Annotated in this window: 22 protein-coding genes; 10 read left to right on the top strand and 12 right to left on the bottom strand. The window is 57.6% G+C overall.

From position 1 onward, the window contains the following. Positions 1–2 precede the first annotated feature (2 nt). Together AC0XWG_RS25475 and AC0XWG_RS25470 are read right to left on the bottom strand one after the other, a co-directional pair. Positions 3–2,012, bottom strand: a complete 2,010-nt coding sequence (locus AC0XWG_RS25475) for a ParB/RepB/Spo0J family partition protein (protein WP_045911936.1) — start codon at positions 2,010–2,012, stop codon at positions 3–5. A 72-nt stretch (positions 2,013–2,084) separates the two neighbouring features. Then, entirely contained in the window at positions 2,085–2,315 is a 231-nt protein-coding gene (locus tag AC0XWG_RS25470; protein ID WP_025760392.1) for a DUF905 domain-containing protein, read from the bottom strand. A 570-nt stretch (positions 2,316–2,885) separates the two neighbouring features. Here AC0XWG_RS25470 and AC0XWG_RS25465 point away from each other — a divergent pair. Continuing rightward, positions 2,886–3,047 carry a hypothetical protein gene (locus AC0XWG_RS25465; RefSeq protein ID WP_180958791.1) on the top strand — a complete coding sequence of 54 codons (162 nt, stop codon included), beginning with the start codon at positions 2,886–2,888 and terminating at the stop codon, positions 3,045–3,047. 128 nt (positions 3,048–3,175) lie between these two features. On the opposite strand, the gene AC0XWG_RS25460 is transcribed toward AC0XWG_RS25465, so the two are convergent. From AC0XWG_RS25460 to AC0XWG_RS25440, 5 genes are all read right to left on the bottom strand, one after another. Beyond that, on the bottom strand, positions 3,176–3,682 hold the full coding sequence (locus tag AC0XWG_RS25460) for an antirestriction protein ArdA (RefSeq protein ID WP_060446820.1): 507 nt from the start codon (positions 3,680–3,682) through the stop codon (positions 3,176–3,178). Between the two features lie 406 nt (positions 3,683–4,088). Beyond that, positions 4,089–4,871 (bottom strand): hypothetical protein, encoded by a 783-nt coding sequence (locus AC0XWG_RS25455; protein WP_025760320.1) that lies wholly within the window; start codon positions 4,869–4,871, stop codon positions 4,089–4,091. A gap of 53 nt (positions 4,872–4,924) precedes the next feature. Then, on the bottom strand, positions 4,925–5,344 hold the full coding sequence (locus AC0XWG_RS25450) for a DUF1380 family protein (RefSeq protein WP_025760321.1): 420 nt from the start codon (positions 5,342–5,344) through the stop codon (positions 4,925–4,927). Between the two features lie 10 nt (positions 5,345–5,354). Next, positions 5,355–5,576 carry a hypothetical protein gene (locus tag AC0XWG_RS25445; RefSeq protein WP_060446819.1) on the bottom strand — a complete coding sequence of 74 codons (222 nt, stop codon included), beginning with the start codon at positions 5,574–5,576 and terminating at the stop codon, positions 5,355–5,357. Next, the gene (locus tag AC0XWG_RS25440) at positions 5,576–6,253 is read right to left on the bottom strand and encodes a DNA methylase (protein WP_045911951.1); all 678 of its coding nucleotides are present in this window, start codon (positions 6,251–6,253) and stop codon (positions 5,576–5,578) included. The genes AC0XWG_RS25445 and AC0XWG_RS25440 overlap by 1 nt, the downstream gene beginning before the upstream one ends. Before the next feature lie 500 nt (positions 6,254–6,753). On the opposite strand from AC0XWG_RS25440, the gene AC0XWG_RS25435 reads away from it, so the two are divergent. The 4 genes from AC0XWG_RS25435 to AC0XWG_RS25420 all read left to right on the top strand — a co-directional run bounded on the left by AC0XWG_RS25435 (position 6,754) and on the right by AC0XWG_RS25420 (position 8,529). Then, positions 6,754–6,954, top strand: coding sequence for a hypothetical protein (locus AC0XWG_RS25435; RefSeq protein WP_025760324.1), 201 nt, complete (start codon positions 6,754–6,756; stop codon positions 6,952–6,954). A 187-nt stretch (positions 6,955–7,141) separates the two neighbouring features. Continuing rightward, positions 7,142–7,993: a ParA family protein gene (locus AC0XWG_RS25430; protein ID WP_045265524.1), complete on the top strand. Its 852-nt coding sequence runs from the start codon at positions 7,142–7,144 to the stop codon at positions 7,991–7,993. After that, positions 7,994–8,287 carry a hypothetical protein gene (locus tag AC0XWG_RS25425; RefSeq protein WP_025760326.1) on the top strand — a complete coding sequence of 98 codons (294 nt, stop codon included), beginning with the start codon at positions 7,994–7,996 and terminating at the stop codon, positions 8,285–8,287. Between the two features lie 53 nt (positions 8,288–8,340). Then, positions 8,341–8,529 (top strand): DUF7706 family protein, encoded by a 189-nt coding sequence (locus AC0XWG_RS25420; RefSeq protein ID WP_025760327.1) that lies wholly within the window; start codon positions 8,341–8,343, stop codon positions 8,527–8,529. A gap of 54 nt (positions 8,530–8,583) precedes the next feature. Here the strand turns inward: AC0XWG_RS25420 and AC0XWG_RS25415 are convergent, their stop codons facing one another. Then, a complete protein-coding gene (locus AC0XWG_RS25415; protein ID WP_475681173.1) occupies positions 8,584–9,015 on the bottom strand; it encodes a hypothetical protein in 432 nt (143 codons plus the stop codon). Between AC0XWG_RS25415 and AC0XWG_RS25410 the strand changes: the two genes are divergently transcribed. Continuing rightward, positions 8,992–9,696 carry an IS6-like element IS26 family transposase gene (locus AC0XWG_RS25410; protein WP_001067855.1) on the top strand — a complete coding sequence of 235 codons (705 nt, stop codon included), beginning with the start codon at positions 8,992–8,994 and terminating at the stop codon, positions 9,694–9,696. The two genes, AC0XWG_RS25415 and AC0XWG_RS25410, sit on opposite strands and share 24 nt — an antisense overlap. Here the strand turns inward: AC0XWG_RS25410 and AC0XWG_RS25405 are convergent. Then, on the bottom strand, positions 9,587–10,594 hold the full coding sequence (locus AC0XWG_RS25405) for a LysR family transcriptional regulator (RefSeq protein WP_326979402.1): 1,008 nt from the start codon (positions 10,592–10,594) through the stop codon (positions 9,587–9,589). The two genes, AC0XWG_RS25410 and AC0XWG_RS25405, sit on opposite strands and share 110 nt — an antisense overlap. Before the next feature lie 367 nt (positions 10,595–10,961). On the opposite strand from AC0XWG_RS25405, the gene AC0XWG_RS25400 reads away from it, so the two are divergent. After that, positions 10,962–11,384: a MarR family winged helix-turn-helix transcriptional regulator gene (locus AC0XWG_RS25400; protein WP_223296479.1), complete on the top strand. Its 423-nt coding sequence runs from the start codon at positions 10,962–10,964 to the stop codon at positions 11,382–11,384. Positions 11,385–11,410: 26 nt separating this feature from the next. Then, the gene (locus AC0XWG_RS25395; protein ID WP_004099025.1) at positions 11,411–12,370 is read left to right on the top strand and encodes a YeeE/YedE thiosulfate transporter family protein; all 960 of its coding nucleotides are present in this window, start codon (positions 11,411–11,413) and stop codon (positions 12,368–12,370) included. A gap of 38 nt (positions 12,371–12,408) precedes the next feature. On the opposite strand, the gene AC0XWG_RS25390 is transcribed toward AC0XWG_RS25395, so the two are convergent. Beyond that, a complete protein-coding gene (locus AC0XWG_RS25390) occupies positions 12,409–12,768 on the bottom strand; it encodes a DUF6314 family protein (RefSeq protein WP_166479491.1) in 360 nt (119 codons plus the stop codon). Between the two features lie 297 nt (positions 12,769–13,065). Here AC0XWG_RS25390 and AC0XWG_RS25385 point away from each other — a divergent pair, with 297 nt between their 5' ends. Together AC0XWG_RS25385 and AC0XWG_RS25380 are read left to right on the top strand one after the other, a co-directional pair. Next, positions 13,066–13,554 (top strand): YkgB family protein, encoded by a 489-nt coding sequence (locus AC0XWG_RS25385; RefSeq protein ID WP_004099027.1) that lies wholly within the window; start codon positions 13,066–13,068, stop codon positions 13,552–13,554. Between the two features lie 557 nt (positions 13,555–14,111). Next, on the top strand, positions 14,112–14,606 hold the full coding sequence (locus tag AC0XWG_RS25380; protein ID WP_475681172.1) for a MarR family winged helix-turn-helix transcriptional regulator: 495 nt from the start codon (positions 14,112–14,114) through the stop codon (positions 14,604–14,606). A 396-nt stretch (positions 14,607–15,002) separates the two neighbouring features. Here the strand turns inward: AC0XWG_RS25380 and AC0XWG_RS25375 are convergent, their stop codons facing one another. Beyond that, the gene (locus AC0XWG_RS25375) at positions 15,003–16,028 is read right to left on the bottom strand and encodes a zinc-binding alcohol dehydrogenase family protein (protein ID WP_004357654.1); all 1,026 of its coding nucleotides are present in this window, start codon (positions 16,026–16,028) and stop codon (positions 15,003–15,005) included. Between the two features lie 53 nt (positions 16,029–16,081). Then, a complete protein-coding gene (gene msrA / locus AC0XWG_RS25370) occupies positions 16,082–16,591 on the bottom strand; it encodes a peptide-methionine (S)-S-oxide reductase MsrA (RefSeq protein WP_227536979.1) in 510 nt (169 codons plus the stop codon). Positions 16,592–16,606 lie beyond the last annotated feature (15 nt).

The raw sequence follows: 16,606 nt of genomic DNA, 5'->3' as shown, positions 1-16,606 counted from the left end.
TATCAGGCGGCGTGTGCCGTGTTGGTGGTGTCGTTGTCAGTGCTGTCGGTATCGGAAACCGCGTCGTCAGCACCGGATTCAGCCGCTGGCTCTGGTCCTTTCAGCCATGCCGGAACCCAGCGGGTGTGCTGCATAAAGTGCTCCGCATGCGCTGCTGCATCGCCCTTCTTCATCTTCTCCGCATCACCCGCCGCGCCCGTCAGCCCCGCCTCTTTCAGGGAGGCCACAATCTGCGGATGTTTCAGGCTGCCGAAGTAGTTGTCCTTCGTCGGCTGCCACCAGTCGCGCAGATGGAACCCGATTGCCGCCTCGACCGCATCGAGTGGACTTCGGGAGGTATGCCCCATATCGCGGGTCTGTACCCCGTCAACGGAACAGGCCGTGCAGAAGGCCATCAGCGACATCAACACCCCGCCGTCAAGGGCAAAGAAGGTGGTGAAGTCCTTCTCCCACCCTTCCGGCAGCAGGGCTTTCAGCCTTGCCTGTTCGGTCATGAGCATCTCAAACGCTGCGCCATCCTTACCGGACGGGGCGTTCTCCGTCAGGCTGCCGTGAGACACGGTGAGGCTGATACGGAACGGGTGCGCCGTGGTCAGACAGCCCGAGAAGACGCAGGTACACATGCGCCAGACCATCAGCGCCACCGCCTTTTCGGGCTGCTGCATCAGCGCCGCCTGGACTGCCAGCGTACGCTCGGAGGTCATTTTCGTGAGCAGCGGAACACTGATCCCCTCTGCGGCGTCGGGCTGGCGTGAGGTGAACGGCACCGTTACGCTGCTGGTTTCGGTTTCTTCCGGCATATCTGCTTTCAGGCGAACTCCGCGCTGCACGTACACCTGTCCTTCGTACAGGCTGACCATCACCCCCGCGCCTGACTTCATGTCGTCAGTCCACGCGCTGACTTCTGCCGCCACCTGAATGGCGAGGATGTCCGCTTCGATCGCATCCGACTCGTCGCAAACGCTGTCATATGTGTCGTACTGCTCCCGCAGCGCATCAAGACGCTGCTGTTGTTCAGGGGTATACACCGGATCGGGTTCAACAGGCTGAACGAACTCCTTACCGTCTTCGCCGTGGTACCAGATGCGGGCTGCGCGTCCGCGACTCCATGCCCAGCCCTCACGCTGCTGAATGTCCAGGGCGATACGCTCCAGCTTCTCCTGCACCAGACGCTCAACCAGTACGCTGTCTGCCGTGCCGTCGCCCTCGTCCTGGCTGAACAGATCTTCACGAACGTAACCCCCTGCCGCCTCATACGCTTCGCGCCCGATAAACCGGAATTTGGTGTTGTCGGTGCGCATCTCGGTTTCGGTAATGGCGCGTTTAATCAGGTGTGCGGGCGCGTTCGACCAGCTGGCCTTCACGCTTTCAAATACCTCAACCTGACGGGCAGGATCGTCCTCGAGACAGAGCGCCTGACACTGCTCAACGGTCAGTTCGTCCTGCGCGAGCTTATCCATCAGGGACGGGGCGAGGTTTGCCAGCTTCAGCATGCGCTGCACGTGGCGGGAGCCGAAGCCGAGGGCGTCGCCAATCTGTGCGGGAGTTTTGCCCTGCCCTGCCAGCGTACGGAAACCTGCGATTTGCTCGGCGGGATGCATGGCGGCGCGCTGCTCGTTCTCGGCAACCGAGGCGAGGGCCGCAATGTCGTCTGAGACGCGCTTCACCATGACGGTATGATCGGCCGCAAGACGATCTTCCTGCGCCAGCAGATTCAGGGCAGTCAGTCGGCGGCCACCTGCGGCCACGCCGGATTGTCCGTCCGCGAGGGTGTGAACAATAAGGTTCTGCAGCAGTCCGAGCGCCTCGATGGAGTCAGCCAGACCGCGAACGCTGTCCACGGAATACGGGATGGTGCGCACGTTCAGCGGGGATTTAGCGAGACTGGACAGCGGAACATACTCGATGACAGCGGCCTCAAGGGCGGCTTTCAGGGCTTCTTCCTGCGCCTTCGTGATTTTTTTGCTGCTCGCTTTTTTGGGTGCTTTTGCTTTAACATCGGTTACTGACATAGTTGATACCTCACTGGATATTGATGATTGTCTGGCCCTGCGGAGTTCGCGCTCCGGCAGGGCACCTCTTTCTTACTGCGGCTTGCGGATACCGTAGTCCGCGATATAACGGTTGAGCCAGTACGTGCCGCCCGGCTCAAAGTTCCACGTGCGCCAGACCATTTCACCGTCCTTACGGACAACCAGGCGAAAATGCGCCCCCTGATCGTCCTCTATCGCCACGTTGGTGTACTGTGACGCAACGGCCTCAGCCTGTTCGCGGGTAAAGGTGTCGTCGGGTAAAACCGCCAGCGCCTCGCTCATGTTGCTCCTCCTTCTGAACCTGTTTTGCTTTTAAAAAACCATCACCCGTTGAGTTGCCGGGGCCGCGGTTTTGACGTTTTGCGGGGACCTGCTGAACGCCCCGATGGTTGTTACCTTCACCCGTTTGAGAGCCGTTCGCCGCAGGGGCGTAAACCAGCGCGGGCGATGGCGGATGTCCGGGGCGCGGTTTACCGCGTGCCATTTACCCTGGACAGCTGACAGCGGCTGTGCTTGTCTCAGCCCCGGCGAAAGGACTCAAAAGGGTGAAAAAACCAGGCAAGGAATGAGCAGGAACCCGCCGCAACGACGGAACGCGCGGGCGCGAAACGGCGTTGCCCCGAAGAGGCCCGGCAGCATTACCGCCGGGCTGGTGAGAGCGGCGCATCCGTAGACGGATGCCGCAAGCGTGATGTTAAACCTGCGACAGTGCGATGGAAGCCCGACAGGGCGGAGACGGTTTACCGGCTCCGTTTACGACAGCGCCGGTTCCCGTCAGGGAAGTCGCCCACAGGCAGACACAACAGGAAGAAAAACCGACAGGACAGAGATATCAGCCAGTACGCCATCGGTATGGCCACTATTGCTAACGGCAACGGCAACGGCAACGGCAACGGCAACGGCAACGGCAACGGCAACGGCAACGGCAACGGCAACGGCAACGGCAACGCAGGCATTATCGCCAGAACAGAAATATCGCCGTCCAGCTGCAGCACACCAATATTCATCCCCTGACACCACAGGAGCATCAGGCACTGGCGGAGATGCGCGGCGCCGCAGGCGCGGCGAACTTCGCCGGCAGGCAGAGCCTGCCTGGTTTTCCGCGCGGGCTGACAGGCGGCTGAACCGCCTGCCGGGGAAAATCAGTTGCTGAAGACGTAGCCGTCATGGAATACATAACCGCTGCTGAACAGGTCACGCGCCCAGGCTTCAAAATCGAAATAGCTGCGCAGCGGCTCCGGCACCTCATTCAGCAGGCCGTTGTCTTCAGCCATTTCACGCGCATAGTCCTCCTCGCTCTCCGCCTCGCCGCGATACGCATCGTCAAACGCGTCATAGTCACACTCGCCCGTATACTCTGCCCAGGCGATAAACGCGGTCTCCCTGCCCTCTTCTTCGGCACGTTTGTAAGCGGCGATAAAATCCCAGTCAATGGAGCTTTCAGAGACGAACTGCGAAGGGATGCCTTCCCAGTCCTGGAACATAAACTCGGCATCCCATTCATCGGCATGCAGCGCCTGACAGGCCTCGTAAAAATCCTCCCTGCCGTCAAACTCCGTCAGATCAAACCATTTGCCGAAAATGCTGCCGCAGTTGTATTTATGGTAGGTGCCAACGTAAACCGCAGGTGTGGTGATCGTAGTGCTCATAAAAAATCCTCCATAGTCGATGTTGTCTGAGTTCCGGCTTACGCCGTGCCGACACGACAGCCGGGCGAAAAGCGGAGGATGCAAGGGCGTCACCGAGGCCGCAGCGCAGTAAAAAAGCAGGAGCAGGCTGGACGGTTTGACGGCGAAAAATGAGCCGGAAAACGACGGGAAGACGGCGGATAATGCCGTTGAAATACACTGCGACCGGGTGAAGGTGACGGCGTTTACGCTTCCCTTGCATCAGCCGCGGCCCGGCTACAGTAGAGGCACGGCGTAAGCCGCAGTCCGCACGGGGCGTTACTCACCGCGAAGCCGGAACAACGTGGAGGAAGAGCCATAAAAGTGGAGCCGGCGACATCCTTATCCTTCGATGTTGATTCAGGGGGCCGCCGCCCCCTGCTGTTCGCTATACTGGCCGGATTGCTGACAGGGCATTGCGGACAAGACTGATTTCTGCACGCGCTTCTGCCATGACCTCATGTAACAGGGTTAAATCCATCCACCGGCGCGGGGGCTCGCCAGGAATACGCAGCACATCGCACATCTGGCCACATGCCAGGATTTGATCCACTTTGTCGCTGATAACAAAGAACTCGACGCTGCTGTAGCGTGCCTCTTTGTTCAGGATGGCATCGAGCACCACCGGTAAATTGTCATCATCGTCGTCCAGCCAGCAGGGCATATCGTTTTCCTTCACAACCAGACGGAAGTTTCGGGTCTGGCGATAAAACAGCGTTTCCCCGCGCGTGGTCAGCGCCGCTTTTATCCGGCGCGCATCCTCCCATACCTGCCGGGAGACATCCCGCACGGCGCGGGACAGGCAATCCGTTACAGCCTGAATCTCCGGCTCCGTCAGCCATTCCCCGGCCCAGGGGAACGCTATCTGTGTTCCGTTCTCCGGAAGCTGCGGCGCGTCGGCATAACGGCTGCCGGATAAAATAATCTGCGCTGGCGTCCCGGCTATTTTTGTCATGGCACTTTGCAGCTCTGCGGGTACGTCACCGGTACAAAGCAAAGGAAGCAGATGAGCAATATTTGCCGCATCCAGACGGACATAAATACTTATCCATCCCGGTTTATTGACCGGATCACGCTGATCAACATCGGTATGGTCAGGCCATCCATAATCAGCAATCAAATCGCGCGCACGGCGCATGATAAGGGCGGTTAACGTGGTGATTTCCTGCATAGTGGGTTCCTCTGAACGGGTTCAGTACACGCCGCCCGGGCGGCGTGCAGATTTCAGTTTTTCATTAAGGCGCGAACTTTCGCCGCATCAGCCAGGCGACGGGTCACGCTTTCCGGCACCGGATGGTTCTCATCCCGGGCGGACCATTCTCTGTGCCACAACGCCTGTTCAGCGGTTATCAGCAGGGTTTCTAGCAGGTCAGCCGGCACCATTACCGCCGGAACGGCCTGTTTCACCTGTTCAATCAGATCCATCACCGCACTGGCAGACACGCCCGACTCAAGCCGTTGTTCTTCCGGTATGGCGTCCATACGCGCCAGTACCGCCCTTGTGTCCTGTTTCGAAACGGCATATTCCATTCCGTCGGCCAGCGCTTCGATATCCGCCGGGGACCAGACAATGAGGTTCAAAGGGGTTTCTGCGGGATACTGCTCACGCAACAAGCGGCAGAGGGTTTTACAGGTTCCGTACATGTTTTTCTCCTTAGTCCTTAAAGCAGGCATCCAGCTCAAGAATTTCGTTGTACGCCGCCATAAACAGGGCATTGATGCGAAAAAGGGTCTGACGGGTCAGGCGTTCGGCCAGCACATCGGAGTCAAAGCGATAGCGGTGCTCCATCCCGTTCAGCGTCGCCCGCAGGTCACACATGTTGTTGGCGATTTCCGCCACTTCTGCGCGGAGTTTTTCGTGTCCTGCATAGTTCATTACGCGGCCTCCGGGAACTCGTCGTTAGCGGCCGGGTACTGCATGGCGCGCCGGACGGCGGCCAGACGCTGCTGCCCGGCCCGGTGGTACTGCTCAAGCAGTTCGATACCGATGTAGCGACGGCCAGACTGGAGCGCCGCTACGCAGGTGGAACCGCTGCCGGCAAACGGGTCCATGACTATCGCGCCGGGATGTGTGAAAGACTCAATCAGCGGTTGCAGGCTGGTCACGGGTTTTTCGGTCGGGTGGTGGCGGTTGCCGGAATACTTCCAGCCCAGCACGTCCGGCAGCGGATTCTGCGGCAGGGGCGGACGGCCTTTCGCCAGGATATAGGCGCATTCGTGGCGGTAGCCGACATACGCGGATTTGGACGAGTAGGTTTTGGTAAACACCAGGTGGCCGACGACGCTGAACCCGGCCTTTTTCCACGCGGCCATAAAGCGATCGACGCGGTTCCAGCCGTAGAAGCTCACCATCAGCGCGTCTTTTTTGAGGACGCGATACATCTCATGGCAGGCGGGTTGCAGCCATTCATCGGTTTTATCGCCGGCGATGGTACGCCCCTGACGGTCACGAAAACCGACGAGATATGGCGGGTCAGTCAGTATGAAATCGACAGCATTATCCGGAAAGCCGGACATGATATGGACGCAATTACCCTGGATAAATCGGGACATGGTAGTTCTCCTTTCTCAAATGCGGCGCCAGTTACGCCGTGCCGATACGACAGCCGGGCGAAAAGCGGAGAATGCAGGGGCGGTGCCGCAAGCCGCAGCGCAGTGAAAAAGCCCACGCTGGCTGGACGGTTTGACGGCGAAAATTGAGACGGAAAACGACGGGAAGACAGCGGGTAATGCCTTTGAAATTAACTGCGACCGGGTGAGGACACCGGCGTAGCGAACCCTTGCATTCGAAGCGGCCCGGCTACAGTAGCGGCACGGCGTTCACAGCAGAGCGGTATTAATGAGGAGCGCAGCGACATCGTATTTTCATCGTTGCTGTCCACAATTTCGGTGGGCAATCCTGTGTATAAAGTGAGGGTATTCTGCGCAGGTCGCTACCAGCACGGATGACAGCACGCCTGACAAAACGGTTATCTTTTAACCACACCACGCAGACTTCACTTTTCCTGGTGTGGTATGTTGATGCTGACTGTAAAAAACCGGAGCGGAGAAAGATGGACAGAGAAATGCTGGCAGAGTGGCTGCGGGATATTGCCCAACATATAGAAGAGGAAAGTCCACTGATTCGTGATGTCAGTGTGGATGATGCCCTTTCCGATGAGGGGCTGGCCAGAAAAATCATCACCATCACATTCAATGCACCAGGTCGCGCCTCACCGCCTGAAGAGAACGTCAGCGATATTTCCCGGCATTGAAAACAGCGCTGCTGATACACCCCGTGCTGCCCTCAGTCGTCAAGGATCTGACGCATGAAATGGAATACTTGCGTAATTCAGTAAAAATACTTGTGTATTACATTTGTAATGCTATAGTAATCACACACGGCGATACTCTATTGTCGCAAACGTAATACACCTGTATTTCATTGAGAGAGGAGTTCTCATGTCTGAAATTCCAGTGCAATCTCAGCTGACACCGCTGGTTAACACCGTGGCCCGCATCATTGCCATCATGAATAACAAGGGTGGTGCCGGTAAAACCTCCACGATCACCAACCTCGCCATGAGCCTCGCACATGCCGGGCGTCGGGTATTGCTTATCGACGGAGACCAGCAGGCCAACTCGACTGAGGTGATGGCTAACGGGAAAAAATACTACGCGCAGTATGGCCACACCATCTGCGATTTATATAACAACCCGCGGTTCAGTATTTTTGATGCAATTATCCCGGCCGTCAGTGGTGAAGAGGTGATCGATAACCTTTATATCATTCCGTCAGATCCGTCGTTTGAACGCGTCATGGAAAACTGCCTGACCCGGCACCATCGGGAAAAAATACTGTCCCGCCATCTGCAGTCGGTGATGGATAAATTCGATTATATCCTCATCGACTGTTCTCCAGGTCTGAACCTGTCCACCACGAACGCTGCCTATACCGCGGACCATGTGCTTATTCCCGTTGATGGCGGCAGCTTTGCTCTGACCGGGCTGGATGTTGTACTGGACTATCTCGATGAGATACGTGAAACCCGCTTTACCCGGTTCAGCGTATTCCGCAATGAGTACAATGGTGCCAAGAAGAAGATGAACACCTATCTTCATGAGCAACTGGCTTCCAACGAGCGAACCCGTGATAACTACCTGGAAACCCGTATCCGGGCTGATGAGAACATCTCCCAGGCACAGGTTGCCTGCGTCCCGCTCTGGTATTACAACAAAGGGTCCCTCGCCCTGAACGATTACCGTGCGCTGATGCGTGAACTTGAAACTCTCTTATCAAACGAGGCTGCATAAATGGCTAAAGGCCCTCTCGCGCGTCCCGCAATGGTCAAACCTGAAACCACACAGGGAGAGGCGAAAACCCGCCTTTCTAACGTCAAGGTCAACCGCAACAGAACGACCAGCGAAAACCCCAAAACCATCCGTATGACACCAGCGGAAAAAGTGATGTGCAGCGAACTGGTTGATGAAATTCAGGATCTCACGACAAAAACTATCACCGACTCAACCGTGCTGCGTGCAGCTCTGTACCTGGCCCGGGAAGCCGGACCGGAAAAAATGCTGGAGATGATTAAGGAATACTTGTAATACACAAGAATTACATAAGTAATCTTTCTGGCTTACAAAAAGGAGTGCAACTAATGCCCACTGTTACCGTGACCACTGAGTTAACTGACAGCCAGGCAATGGCGCTGGCACAATTTGTTAAGCGCTTAACCTGGTCAGAAATGCGGGCCTGTGCCGTCGACGATGATGAAACATGGGTGATGAAAGATGCCATCCAGGCACTGCAGAAATCACTCGCTGACGTCGGTTTCAGTCCTCGCTGATTACGGTGGCCTACATGTAGTTCTTATGTATTACATAAGAACTACATGACTTGCTTATTTTGTTCTCTTTGCAGCAAACCAGGCATCAAACTGCTTATGCCGGCTTTTAGGGATAGCGTCCCTCATATTGAAATACTGCCAGGGTTCCAGAAGCCGTATTTGATCTACAACGTTAGCCTTGCGGGTGTTGATTTTAAAATCCCCGGAATTAAAGGTGATCCGGTGGCTTTTACAAAGCACCGCAATCATCTTTAACTGACTGGCGGAGTACCCGACATCAAGATTAGCCACCCATTTCGGATCGCTGAACCTGTCAGGTGCTTTGATTTTTAGCTGTGCCAGAACCGATTTTGCGCGTTCCTGCCTTGAGGTTGCCCTGGCGGCCGCCATAATTTTACGGGCACTGTTGCAAATAGTCGGTGGTGATAAACTTATCATCCCCTTTTGCTGATGGAGCTGCACATGAACCCATTCAAAGGCCGGCATTTTCAGCGTGACATCATTCTGTGGGCCGTACGCTGGTACTGCAAATACGGCATCAGTTACCGTGAGCTGCAGGAGATGCTGGCTGAACGCGGAGTGAATGTCGATCACTCCACGATTTACCGCTGGGTTCAGCGTTATGCGCCTGAAATGGAAAAACGGCTGCGCTGGTACTGGCGTAACCCTTCCGATCTTTGCCCGTGGCACATGGATGAAACCTACGTGAAGGTCAATGGCCGCTGGGCGTATCTGTACCGGGCCGTCGACAGCCGGGGCCGCACTGTCGATTTTTATCTCTCCTCCCGTCGTAACAGCAAAGCTGCATACCGGTTTCTGGGTAAAATCCTCAACAACGTGAAGAAGTGGCAGATCCCGCGATTCATCAACACGGATAAAGCGCCCGCCTATGGTCGCGCGCTTGCTCTGCTCAAACGCGAAGGCCGGTGCCCGTCTGACGTTGAACACCGACAGATTAAGTACCGGAACAACGTGATTGAATGCGATCATGGCAAACTGAAACGGATAATCGGCGCCACGCTGGGATTTAAATCCATGAAGACGGCTTACGCCACCATCAAAGGTATTGAGGTGATGCGTGCACTACGCAAAGGCCAGGCCTCAGCATTTTATTATGGTGATCCCCTGGGCGAAATGCGCCTGGTAAGCAGAGTTTTTGAAATGTAAGGCCTTTGAATAAGACAAAAGGCTGCCTCATCGCTAACTTTGCAACAGTGCCCGGCAGAGTCGGGTTGTCGTTGTCACTGGAAGAAATTATAGCGGCCGTCGGCGCCCGCGCCGATGGGAGCGGGATCAACGCGATATCCGGCCGGTAGATCACGCTGGTGATGGTCAAGCCGAAGCCCTGTTCGACCATCGTCAGCAGGGTTTCTCGGCTGACTTGTTGGATCGAGAGTTGAACCGCTCCGTCTCCGGCGCCCACCATGCGCCGGAGTATGCCAGCGAGCTCACGCCCAGCGCCATCCGAGCGAACGAGGAAGACTTCGTCACAAACGTCCTCCCACGACAGCTGTGGCCGTGCTGCCAACTCGTGAAGCGGGGACAATGCCACGAACAGATCTGGTTCGCAGAGACGTCGAACTTGGAACTGAGGGCTCTTGCTCGCACTCAGGCTGATTGCTGCGTCCAGTAATCCGCGCTTCACCCCCAAAGTGTTTTCTTCTGAAGTGCCTTCCTCAAGCTTTACCTCGATCGTCGGATGTCTATTTCTGAATGCCGAGAGAATGTTGATGATCGGGCACGCCGGGAACGCTTCAAGCATTCCAAACCTCACGAGCCCGGTCTTGAGTTTCCGCGCGGAGCGGATCTCCGTTGCGGCGTTACGAAGGTAGCGCGCTCCCACCACCGCTTGTTGAAGGAAGCGCTCACCTTCTGGAGTCAGCCCTGCCCCCGCTCGCGTACGCTTGAAGAGAGAAAAGCCAAGTTGGCGCTCAAACAGCTGCACACGTCGGCTGACGGTGGATTGCGATATCGATAGGCGCTCCGCCGCTCGGCGGAAGCTGCCGGCCTCGGCGACCTGAACGGCGTACTTCAGGTATCGGAGATCAAGAGTCAGGTCGGGCATGAGACCCGTCCGATCATACCGGCGGTCTCATCGGCGAACCGCCTGCGCCCGGTGAGCGGCACCCATGCACGTCCACTTTCATCGAGCCCACCCCCGCTAGCGCCTGGGGAACGAGCACGTCCGTTGATCTCAGATGTGGAATCCGAGCTGAGCCCCTCAATGAGCATGACCATGTCCGAATCTGTCATAGATGCATGCGGCGGTCATACATTTTCACACGCTTGAAGTCTATGCGCGAAGCATATATTCTTGCGGTATGGAGCCTGAGGTCGCCAAGTACCATTTAGGTGCACTCGCGTTGGCCGTTGCAGACAGCATCGCCAGTGTCTCGGCCTCGTTTTCACCAAGCGGCCCGGGGACCGCCGTGATGGTGTTACTCAGCATGGAGCCCGGACTGCCGATCAGCGTTTTGGCTACCTCGATCGGGCTTTCTCATGCCGGGACGGTGCGATTGATCGATAGGCTCGAGCGCGAACAGTTGGTGGAACGACGAAGACAAATCACCGACAGGCGGGCGCGCTTCATTCACCTCACCAATTCGGGGAAGAAGATAACGGACGCCTTGCTCAAGGCACGGGAGCAGGTGATCTCCGAATGTATTTCGCCCCTGTCGCCCAATGACCTCGACATTCTAGGCATGCTGTCGGAGCGGCTCCTTGTGGCAAACGGCTTCGACAAAGATGGCTCGGTCAGCCTTTGCCATCTGTGCGGCTACAGCAGGATCGCGCCTTCCCGTGGTAAAGCTAAGCCGGGGCGCTCGCCACGCTGGAACGTCGCATCAGAAGGCTGACGATATGATCAGGCAGGCTTGAAATAATGGGATCGTTTGCGCTCGAACTTCTTCTATGCGTACTTGCCTTCGGGTTCGGATATGCGGCGAACCAAGGCGGAACCTGTTTAGTGGTGGCCGCTCATGAGTTACACAGAAGACAGCCGCCGAAAATGTTCGTCGGATTTCTCGCAGCGTCGGCAGCGGCAGGCCTGGTTGCGGTCCCGATAGTCTGGACGGGAACACTGGGCGCAACACTCGCACCCTCGACCAGCATCAATTTCCTCCTGCTCATCGGCGCCATCGCCTTCGGCCTCGGCGCACTCATTAATGACACATGCCTGCTCGGATCGCTGGCGCGGCTTGGGGATGGGGAGATGCGACTTCTAGCTCTACCCTTGGGATTAACGATTGGTATCTTGGCTGCCGACCATGGCAGGTTCGGCTACGATTCAACATGGCCAAGCTTAATCTCCAAACCGAGCGCAACAGGCCTCGTTACTCTCCTAGCCTTCCTAGTTGTGCTCGTGCTGGCACTCGTTTTCGTTTCCACGAAGAGCGTTCTGCGAACAAAGCCGGGTTGGTCGTTCGGCGCTTCGATGATTGGACTCGGTATCACTGGCGGACTTCTATATGCACTCTCGCCGGCCTGGACCTTCGCAGACGTGATTCAACGCGCCCTTCCTCTCAGAATGTCCCCGGCCGGCGAGGTCGCGCTCACTGCGGTGATCTCTTCGATCGCAGGCGCCCTAACCGCCTCCTTTCGCCAAGGCAATCTGCGTCTCCAACTGCCGACAGCCAATGGCATTCTGCGATCTGTCGTCGGCGGCACATTGATGGGTATCGGCATCGCGCTCATACCCGGCGGGAATGATGGGTTGATCCTCGCAGCGGTTCCGACTCTTTCACCTGGTGGGATAGTCGCCTACCTTCTGATGACGACGACAATCGTCTTCGGATTTGCAGCGCGTGGTAAGTTATTCCGGCGCTGCCTTTCACGGCCATGATAAGGGCAACAGAGGACTTGCCCTCCTGACATGAGCATTTATCCCGACCGGGAATATCGGCTGACTAGCTCGTATGCCTTTGCAGGCCCTTGGACCATGATGACCACTTCAAAGGCCGCCGGCCCCAGAATCCTGTAGGTTGCATGGTAGGTGTCGTCTCCGCAGGCATAGACGCCACTCGCTTCCAACCCGGTATCCGTCCGCGAGAAACTCAAGCTGAGGAACTGCGTCCCGATATGAGGTCCGTCTGCGAACTCGACGACAACACTGTCCTCGCTCAAGCGATAGCGATACTGCCGGCACGCGGAGAATACTCTGCCATCTGCCAGTGAGAGAATGCCGCTCTCTCGATAAGCGAGCGCGCCTTCGCCGATCGCTGCTACGATTTCGGTGGGCATGGTTATCTCGTCCAGGGCCGCGTCCATCCGTACAGGCTGGACGTTTGCCAACGGGCTATAGGCCCACCCGGAGCGCCAGCCCCATCAAGTCAAAATCCCGCAAAGGTCGCGCGTTTGCTGGGTAAAGGCATCGCCGATGAGGATGGCTTCGTGAGGCAGCGAAGCGCGAGCCAGCCGCTCGACATATCTCGCTTATTAGTATATGGTATATGCGTCGCGCATATACTGCAACGCCTGCCCGAAGCACGTAGACGACGTTCGTGACGTTCCCACGGGACCACTGTTGAGGAATTTTAGATGAGCATTTTCGACCGTTATGAATTTCTTGTCCCCGAGCACGGTCGGAGGGATCTTGGCCTGCTTAGATGGGCTCTCGTGATCGTATTTCTGTGGTTCGGCGCGATGAAGTTCACAGCGTACGAGGCCTATGGTATCGCCCCGTTTATCGAACACAGCCCGATCATGAATTGGCTCGGCATGTTCGGGACGCAGGGGCAAAGCTATTTCATCGGCGTTATCGAGTTATCGACCGGTCTCGTTCTGATCCTTGGTGCATTTCGTCCACTCTTCTCTGCGCTAGGCGCACTAATGTCAGCAGCGACCTATCTGATCACGCTGACCTTTTTCATCACCACTCCAGGTGTCGCGGAGCAGACTGCCGGCGGCTTTCCTGCGATTTCGGCTGCACCAGGGCAGTTTCTACTGAAGGACGCAGTTCTGCTAGCGGCGTCCCTCGTGCTGCTGCGTGCTTCGGTCCGCCACAGAGGGGCGCTTGTGCTCTCGTGACTGTGGTCCTCTCGTGACGGCGGGCGTGCAAATCCTGCAGAACCTCCGCGGGGCATGGATGCTCCGTCGCGATATCGAGCCCGGAGGCGCTCAGCTGCATGGCGACGCGGTCTTCGCCCGTTTCGCCGCAATCCCCGACGTCGTGGAGCACGGACTGTTCCTCAATGGGATTGATACAATCGTGATCGCGCGCGGTGACACGATGGAAGTGCGACGCCGGGGGCAAGCTAGGTCTCGCTGATCTGCACCTGCGCGGCCTGGATGACAGCGCTGACGCGGAGTGATTCTCGGGCGCGACCTACGGCGATTCCGAGCGAAAAGGCTTGCCCTATAGCCGCCAGGTATCAACGGTTCCGCGGCCTTAACGAGCCGGACCCGTTTTTTTCGGCGCGCTCGATCAGTCGAAATCCTCCGAAACCCTTCTAAAACAGGACATTTTCCACAAGCCGCGCGGAGGAAGAGGACCACGGTATGGCTTGCTGTCTATGCTCCGCGCACATATAGATGTGGCAATGGATGGACCTCGAGATCGAAACATTTTCGGGGCGTTCGCACTCATGATCAGCGACGACATCGTTCGCGCTAGTTCATCGCGGGCGCCGGAAGCTGGACCCGCCGCCTCAGCGCTGGCGTTGCTCGCGCACAAGCCCGGGCTCTCGATCCGTATGCTTGCGATCGGGGTGGGCTTTTCACATGCTGGAACTGTTCGCCTGGTGGATAGATTGGTAAGCGAGGGATTGATCGAGCGTAGGGAGCATTCGACAGACGGGCGCGCGCGATCCCTCTATCTTACTCCAACTGGCAAGGTCGCGAGCGACGAGGTCCTGGCCTCGCGCGATCAAGTGATTGCCGAAGGGCTATCGATCCTTAATCCAGACGAACTGAAAACCTTATCGGACATCGCTGAACGCGTTCTCCGAAATCGCTTGGAAAACCTCGAGCAGTCATACCGCATCTGCCGCTTGTGCTGCTACGAGGGCTGCACGAACTGCCCCGTCGATGCCGAATTGCATGAGCGAGGTGTGGACCGCGAGAAGAACGACGACGCGTAGGAGACTCGCAATTGCGGCAGCTCAACGCTGCTCAGATGGCGGGGCTTCATAATGTCAGCGAGCCTACCATCAGCCGCATTCTTTTGGCTACGCGTCAAGCCGGCCGATCGGGCATGGCGGTCTCATTCTAATATGTCGGTGATCGCCCCACTTTTAGCCGCTCAATTGATCGGAACGCGGTTTCGGAAGCGGCCGTTCAAACCACTCGCTGCATTCCCATTTCTCTATGTCCGATAGGTAGTTTCGGGGAAAAGCAGTCGGGAACAGGTTTCGGGAACGCATGCTCCGGCAGGAGCGCAGCGCGCGTCCCAAACGCGTTTTCCCGGTAGAGCTTCCCAATCGGCAAAGTGCGGGCCACCTCAGACTGCGAACGCGAAAAACCGCCTGGCTGGTCACTCAAGGCAGGGTAACGACGATTTTCGCTGCGGATACACCCGCCTTCAGGGCTTCCAAGGCAGCCTGGAGCATTTCAAGGCCCTGGCCCACGATCTTCGCCGGAGGGGCGGGGACGAACGTGCGCGCCGCGAGAGCCTGCGGCAGGAATTCGCGGTAGATCATTGGACCAACCTCGTCATCCTTGAGGCTCGTCCCGGAGATGTGCGTCGCCTCGACTCCAAATGAACGCTCGTCGGGCGGGGCCAGCGTCGCTGCCACCCGGCGCGAGCCCTCGCATCTCGCAACTACGGCAAAACAGTCTTTCATGTGACCGGTCGCGTGAAGCGTTCCAGCGAGACTGCGCCCGCGCATTGCCTCAATCACGTCTTCCACGATGGCTGGACTCGAGTGGTCAAGAACCTCGCTTGCACCCAGCTCCTTCAACAGGCCGACGTTGCGCGCCGAAGCGGTGGCGACGCACCTGTAGCCCGACGCCACCGCGAGCTGGATGGCGTTGCAGCCAACGCTCGACGATCCACCCCAGACCAGAACGACCTCTGGACGCGCGGTCGGCGAGTGTAACGGTGGCGCGAGAGCCAACTGTGTCCGTCCGTAGAGCCCGCTTGCGGCGGTGCCAAGGCCAAGCGGGAGGACTGCCGCATCAGCGAAGGCAATGTTGTTGGGGATCGGCGCCGCCATGTGGTCCAGCACGATCGTGTGGTGCTGGAACGCACCCTGCGCAGGTTGATTTACGGTTGTCCCGACCGCCTGTCCGATGACTCGATCGCCGACCTTGAACCGCTCGACCGCGCCACCGACCGCCGCGACCTCACCGGAGACGTCGCTGCCGAGAATCGCGGGATAGTCGAGCCATGGCAAAAGCGCGACGTCCTGCAGAATCCAGTCGAGTGGGTTGATCGCGATGGCCGCGTTGCGGATCAATATCTCGTTCGCCGCCAGATGCGGCAGAGCGGTGACACCGATCCTCAGTGGCTGCCCCGGCGCTTTCTGCCAGGCGGCCTGATTAGTCACGGTTTCGGTCATCATCAACTCTTTCTGTCAAGTATTACAGCTGGGCGTTCGTCTGAGCGGTCCAACCGCTAGGTCGGGCGCACGAAGTGGCAGCTATAGCCCCCAGGATAGCGCACCAGGTATTCTTGGTGCTCTGGCTCCGCCTCCCAAAAGGGTTCTTCTGGGTTGATCTCCGACACGACCGGGCCTGGCCAGCTTCCTGATGCCTCGATTTCCGCGATGGTTGTGAGGGCGACTTCCTTCTGCACTTCGGTGGTGTAGAAAATCGCCGATCGATAGCTCGGACCGACATCGCTGCCTTGTTGCTCGTAGGTCGTGGGGTCATGTATCTGGAAGAAGAGTTCCAAGAGCGAGCGATAGGCGAGAACGGAAGGGTCGAAGGTCACTTCCACTGCTTCCGCATGGCCGTAATGTCTCGCGTAGGTCGGATCAGGCATTTCTCCGCCTGTGTAACCGACACGCGTCGAAATGACTCCCCTGGCTCGGCGCAGCAAATCCTCCATGCCCCAGAAGCAGCCGCCTGCGAGAATTGCTCGCTCTGTCGCGGCCGCCCTATTGCCGGTAGGCGATTGGCTCACAGTCCGTTCGCCCTC

The organism is Enterobacter sp. DVT3837, assembly GCF_056238685.1.
This window is presented reverse-complemented; position numbering and strand designations above follow the sequence as displayed.

What these genes read in the sequence shown, in the direction of transcription:
- AC0XWG_RS25475 (WP_045911936.1), bottom strand. Translation starts at nt 2,012, where the DNA reads ATGTCAGTAACCGATGTTAAAGCAAAAGCACCCAAAAAAGCGAGCAGC.
- AC0XWG_RS25470 (WP_025760392.1), bottom strand. Translation starts at nt 2,315, where the DNA reads ATGAGCGAGGCGCTGGCGGTTTTACCCGACGACACCTTTACCCGCGAA.
- AC0XWG_RS25465 (WP_180958791.1), top strand. Translation starts at nt 2,886, where the DNA reads ATGGCCACTATTGCTAACGGCAACGGCAACGGCAACGGCAACGGCAAC.
- AC0XWG_RS25460 (WP_060446820.1), bottom strand. Translation starts at nt 3,682, where the DNA reads ATGAGCACTACGATCACCACACCTGCGGTTTACGTTGGCACCTACCAT.
- AC0XWG_RS25455 (WP_025760320.1), bottom strand. Translation starts at nt 4,871, where the DNA reads ATGCAGGAAATCACCACGTTAACCGCCCTTATCATGCGCCGTGCGCGC.
- AC0XWG_RS25450 (WP_025760321.1), bottom strand. Translation starts at nt 5,344, where the DNA reads ATGTACGGAACCTGTAAAACCCTCTGCCGCTTGTTGCGTGAGCAGTAT.
- AC0XWG_RS25445 (WP_060446819.1), bottom strand. Translation starts at nt 5,576, where the DNA reads ATGAACTATGCAGGACACGAAAAACTCCGCGCAGAAGTGGCGGAAATC.
- AC0XWG_RS25440 (WP_045911951.1), bottom strand. Translation starts at nt 6,253, where the DNA reads ATGTCCCGATTTATCCAGGGTAATTGCGTCCATATCATGTCCGGCTTT.
- AC0XWG_RS25435 (WP_025760324.1), top strand. Translation starts at nt 6,754, where the DNA reads ATGGACAGAGAAATGCTGGCAGAGTGGCTGCGGGATATTGCCCAACAT.
- AC0XWG_RS25430 (WP_045265524.1), top strand. Translation starts at nt 7,142, where the DNA reads ATGTCTGAAATTCCAGTGCAATCTCAGCTGACACCGCTGGTTAACACC.
- AC0XWG_RS25425 (WP_025760326.1), top strand. Translation starts at nt 7,994, where the DNA reads ATGGCTAAAGGCCCTCTCGCGCGTCCCGCAATGGTCAAACCTGAAACC.
- AC0XWG_RS25420 (WP_025760327.1), top strand. Translation starts at nt 8,341, where the DNA reads ATGCCCACTGTTACCGTGACCACTGAGTTAACTGACAGCCAGGCAATG.
- AC0XWG_RS25410 (WP_001067855.1), top strand. Translation starts at nt 8,992, where the DNA reads ATGAACCCATTCAAAGGCCGGCATTTTCAGCGTGACATCATTCTGTGG.
- AC0XWG_RS25415 (WP_475681173.1), bottom strand. Translation starts at nt 9,015, where the DNA reads ATGCCGGCCTTTGAATGGGTTCATGTGCAGCTCCATCAGCAAAAGGGG.
- AC0XWG_RS25405 (WP_326979402.1), bottom strand. Translation starts at nt 10,594, where the DNA reads ATGCCCGACCTGACTCTTGATCTCCGATACCTGAAGTACGCCGTTCAG.
- AC0XWG_RS25400 (WP_223296479.1), top strand. Translation starts at nt 10,962, where the DNA reads ATGGTGTTACTCAGCATGGAGCCCGGACTGCCGATCAGCGTTTTGGCT.
- AC0XWG_RS25395 (WP_004099025.1), top strand. Translation starts at nt 11,411, where the DNA reads ATGGGATCGTTTGCGCTCGAACTTCTTCTATGCGTACTTGCCTTCGGG.
- AC0XWG_RS25390 (WP_166479491.1), bottom strand. Translation starts at nt 12,768, where the DNA reads ATGCCCACCGAAATCGTAGCAGCGATCGGCGAAGGCGCGCTCGCTTAT.
- AC0XWG_RS25385 (WP_004099027.1), top strand. Translation starts at nt 13,066, where the DNA reads ATGAGCATTTTCGACCGTTATGAATTTCTTGTCCCCGAGCACGGTCGG.
- AC0XWG_RS25380 (WP_475681172.1), top strand. Translation starts at nt 14,112, where the DNA reads ATGATCAGCGACGACATCGTTCGCGCTAGTTCATCGCGGGCGCCGGAA.
- AC0XWG_RS25375 (WP_004357654.1), bottom strand. Translation starts at nt 16,028, where the DNA reads ATGATGACCGAAACCGTGACTAATCAGGCCGCCTGGCAGAAAGCGCCG.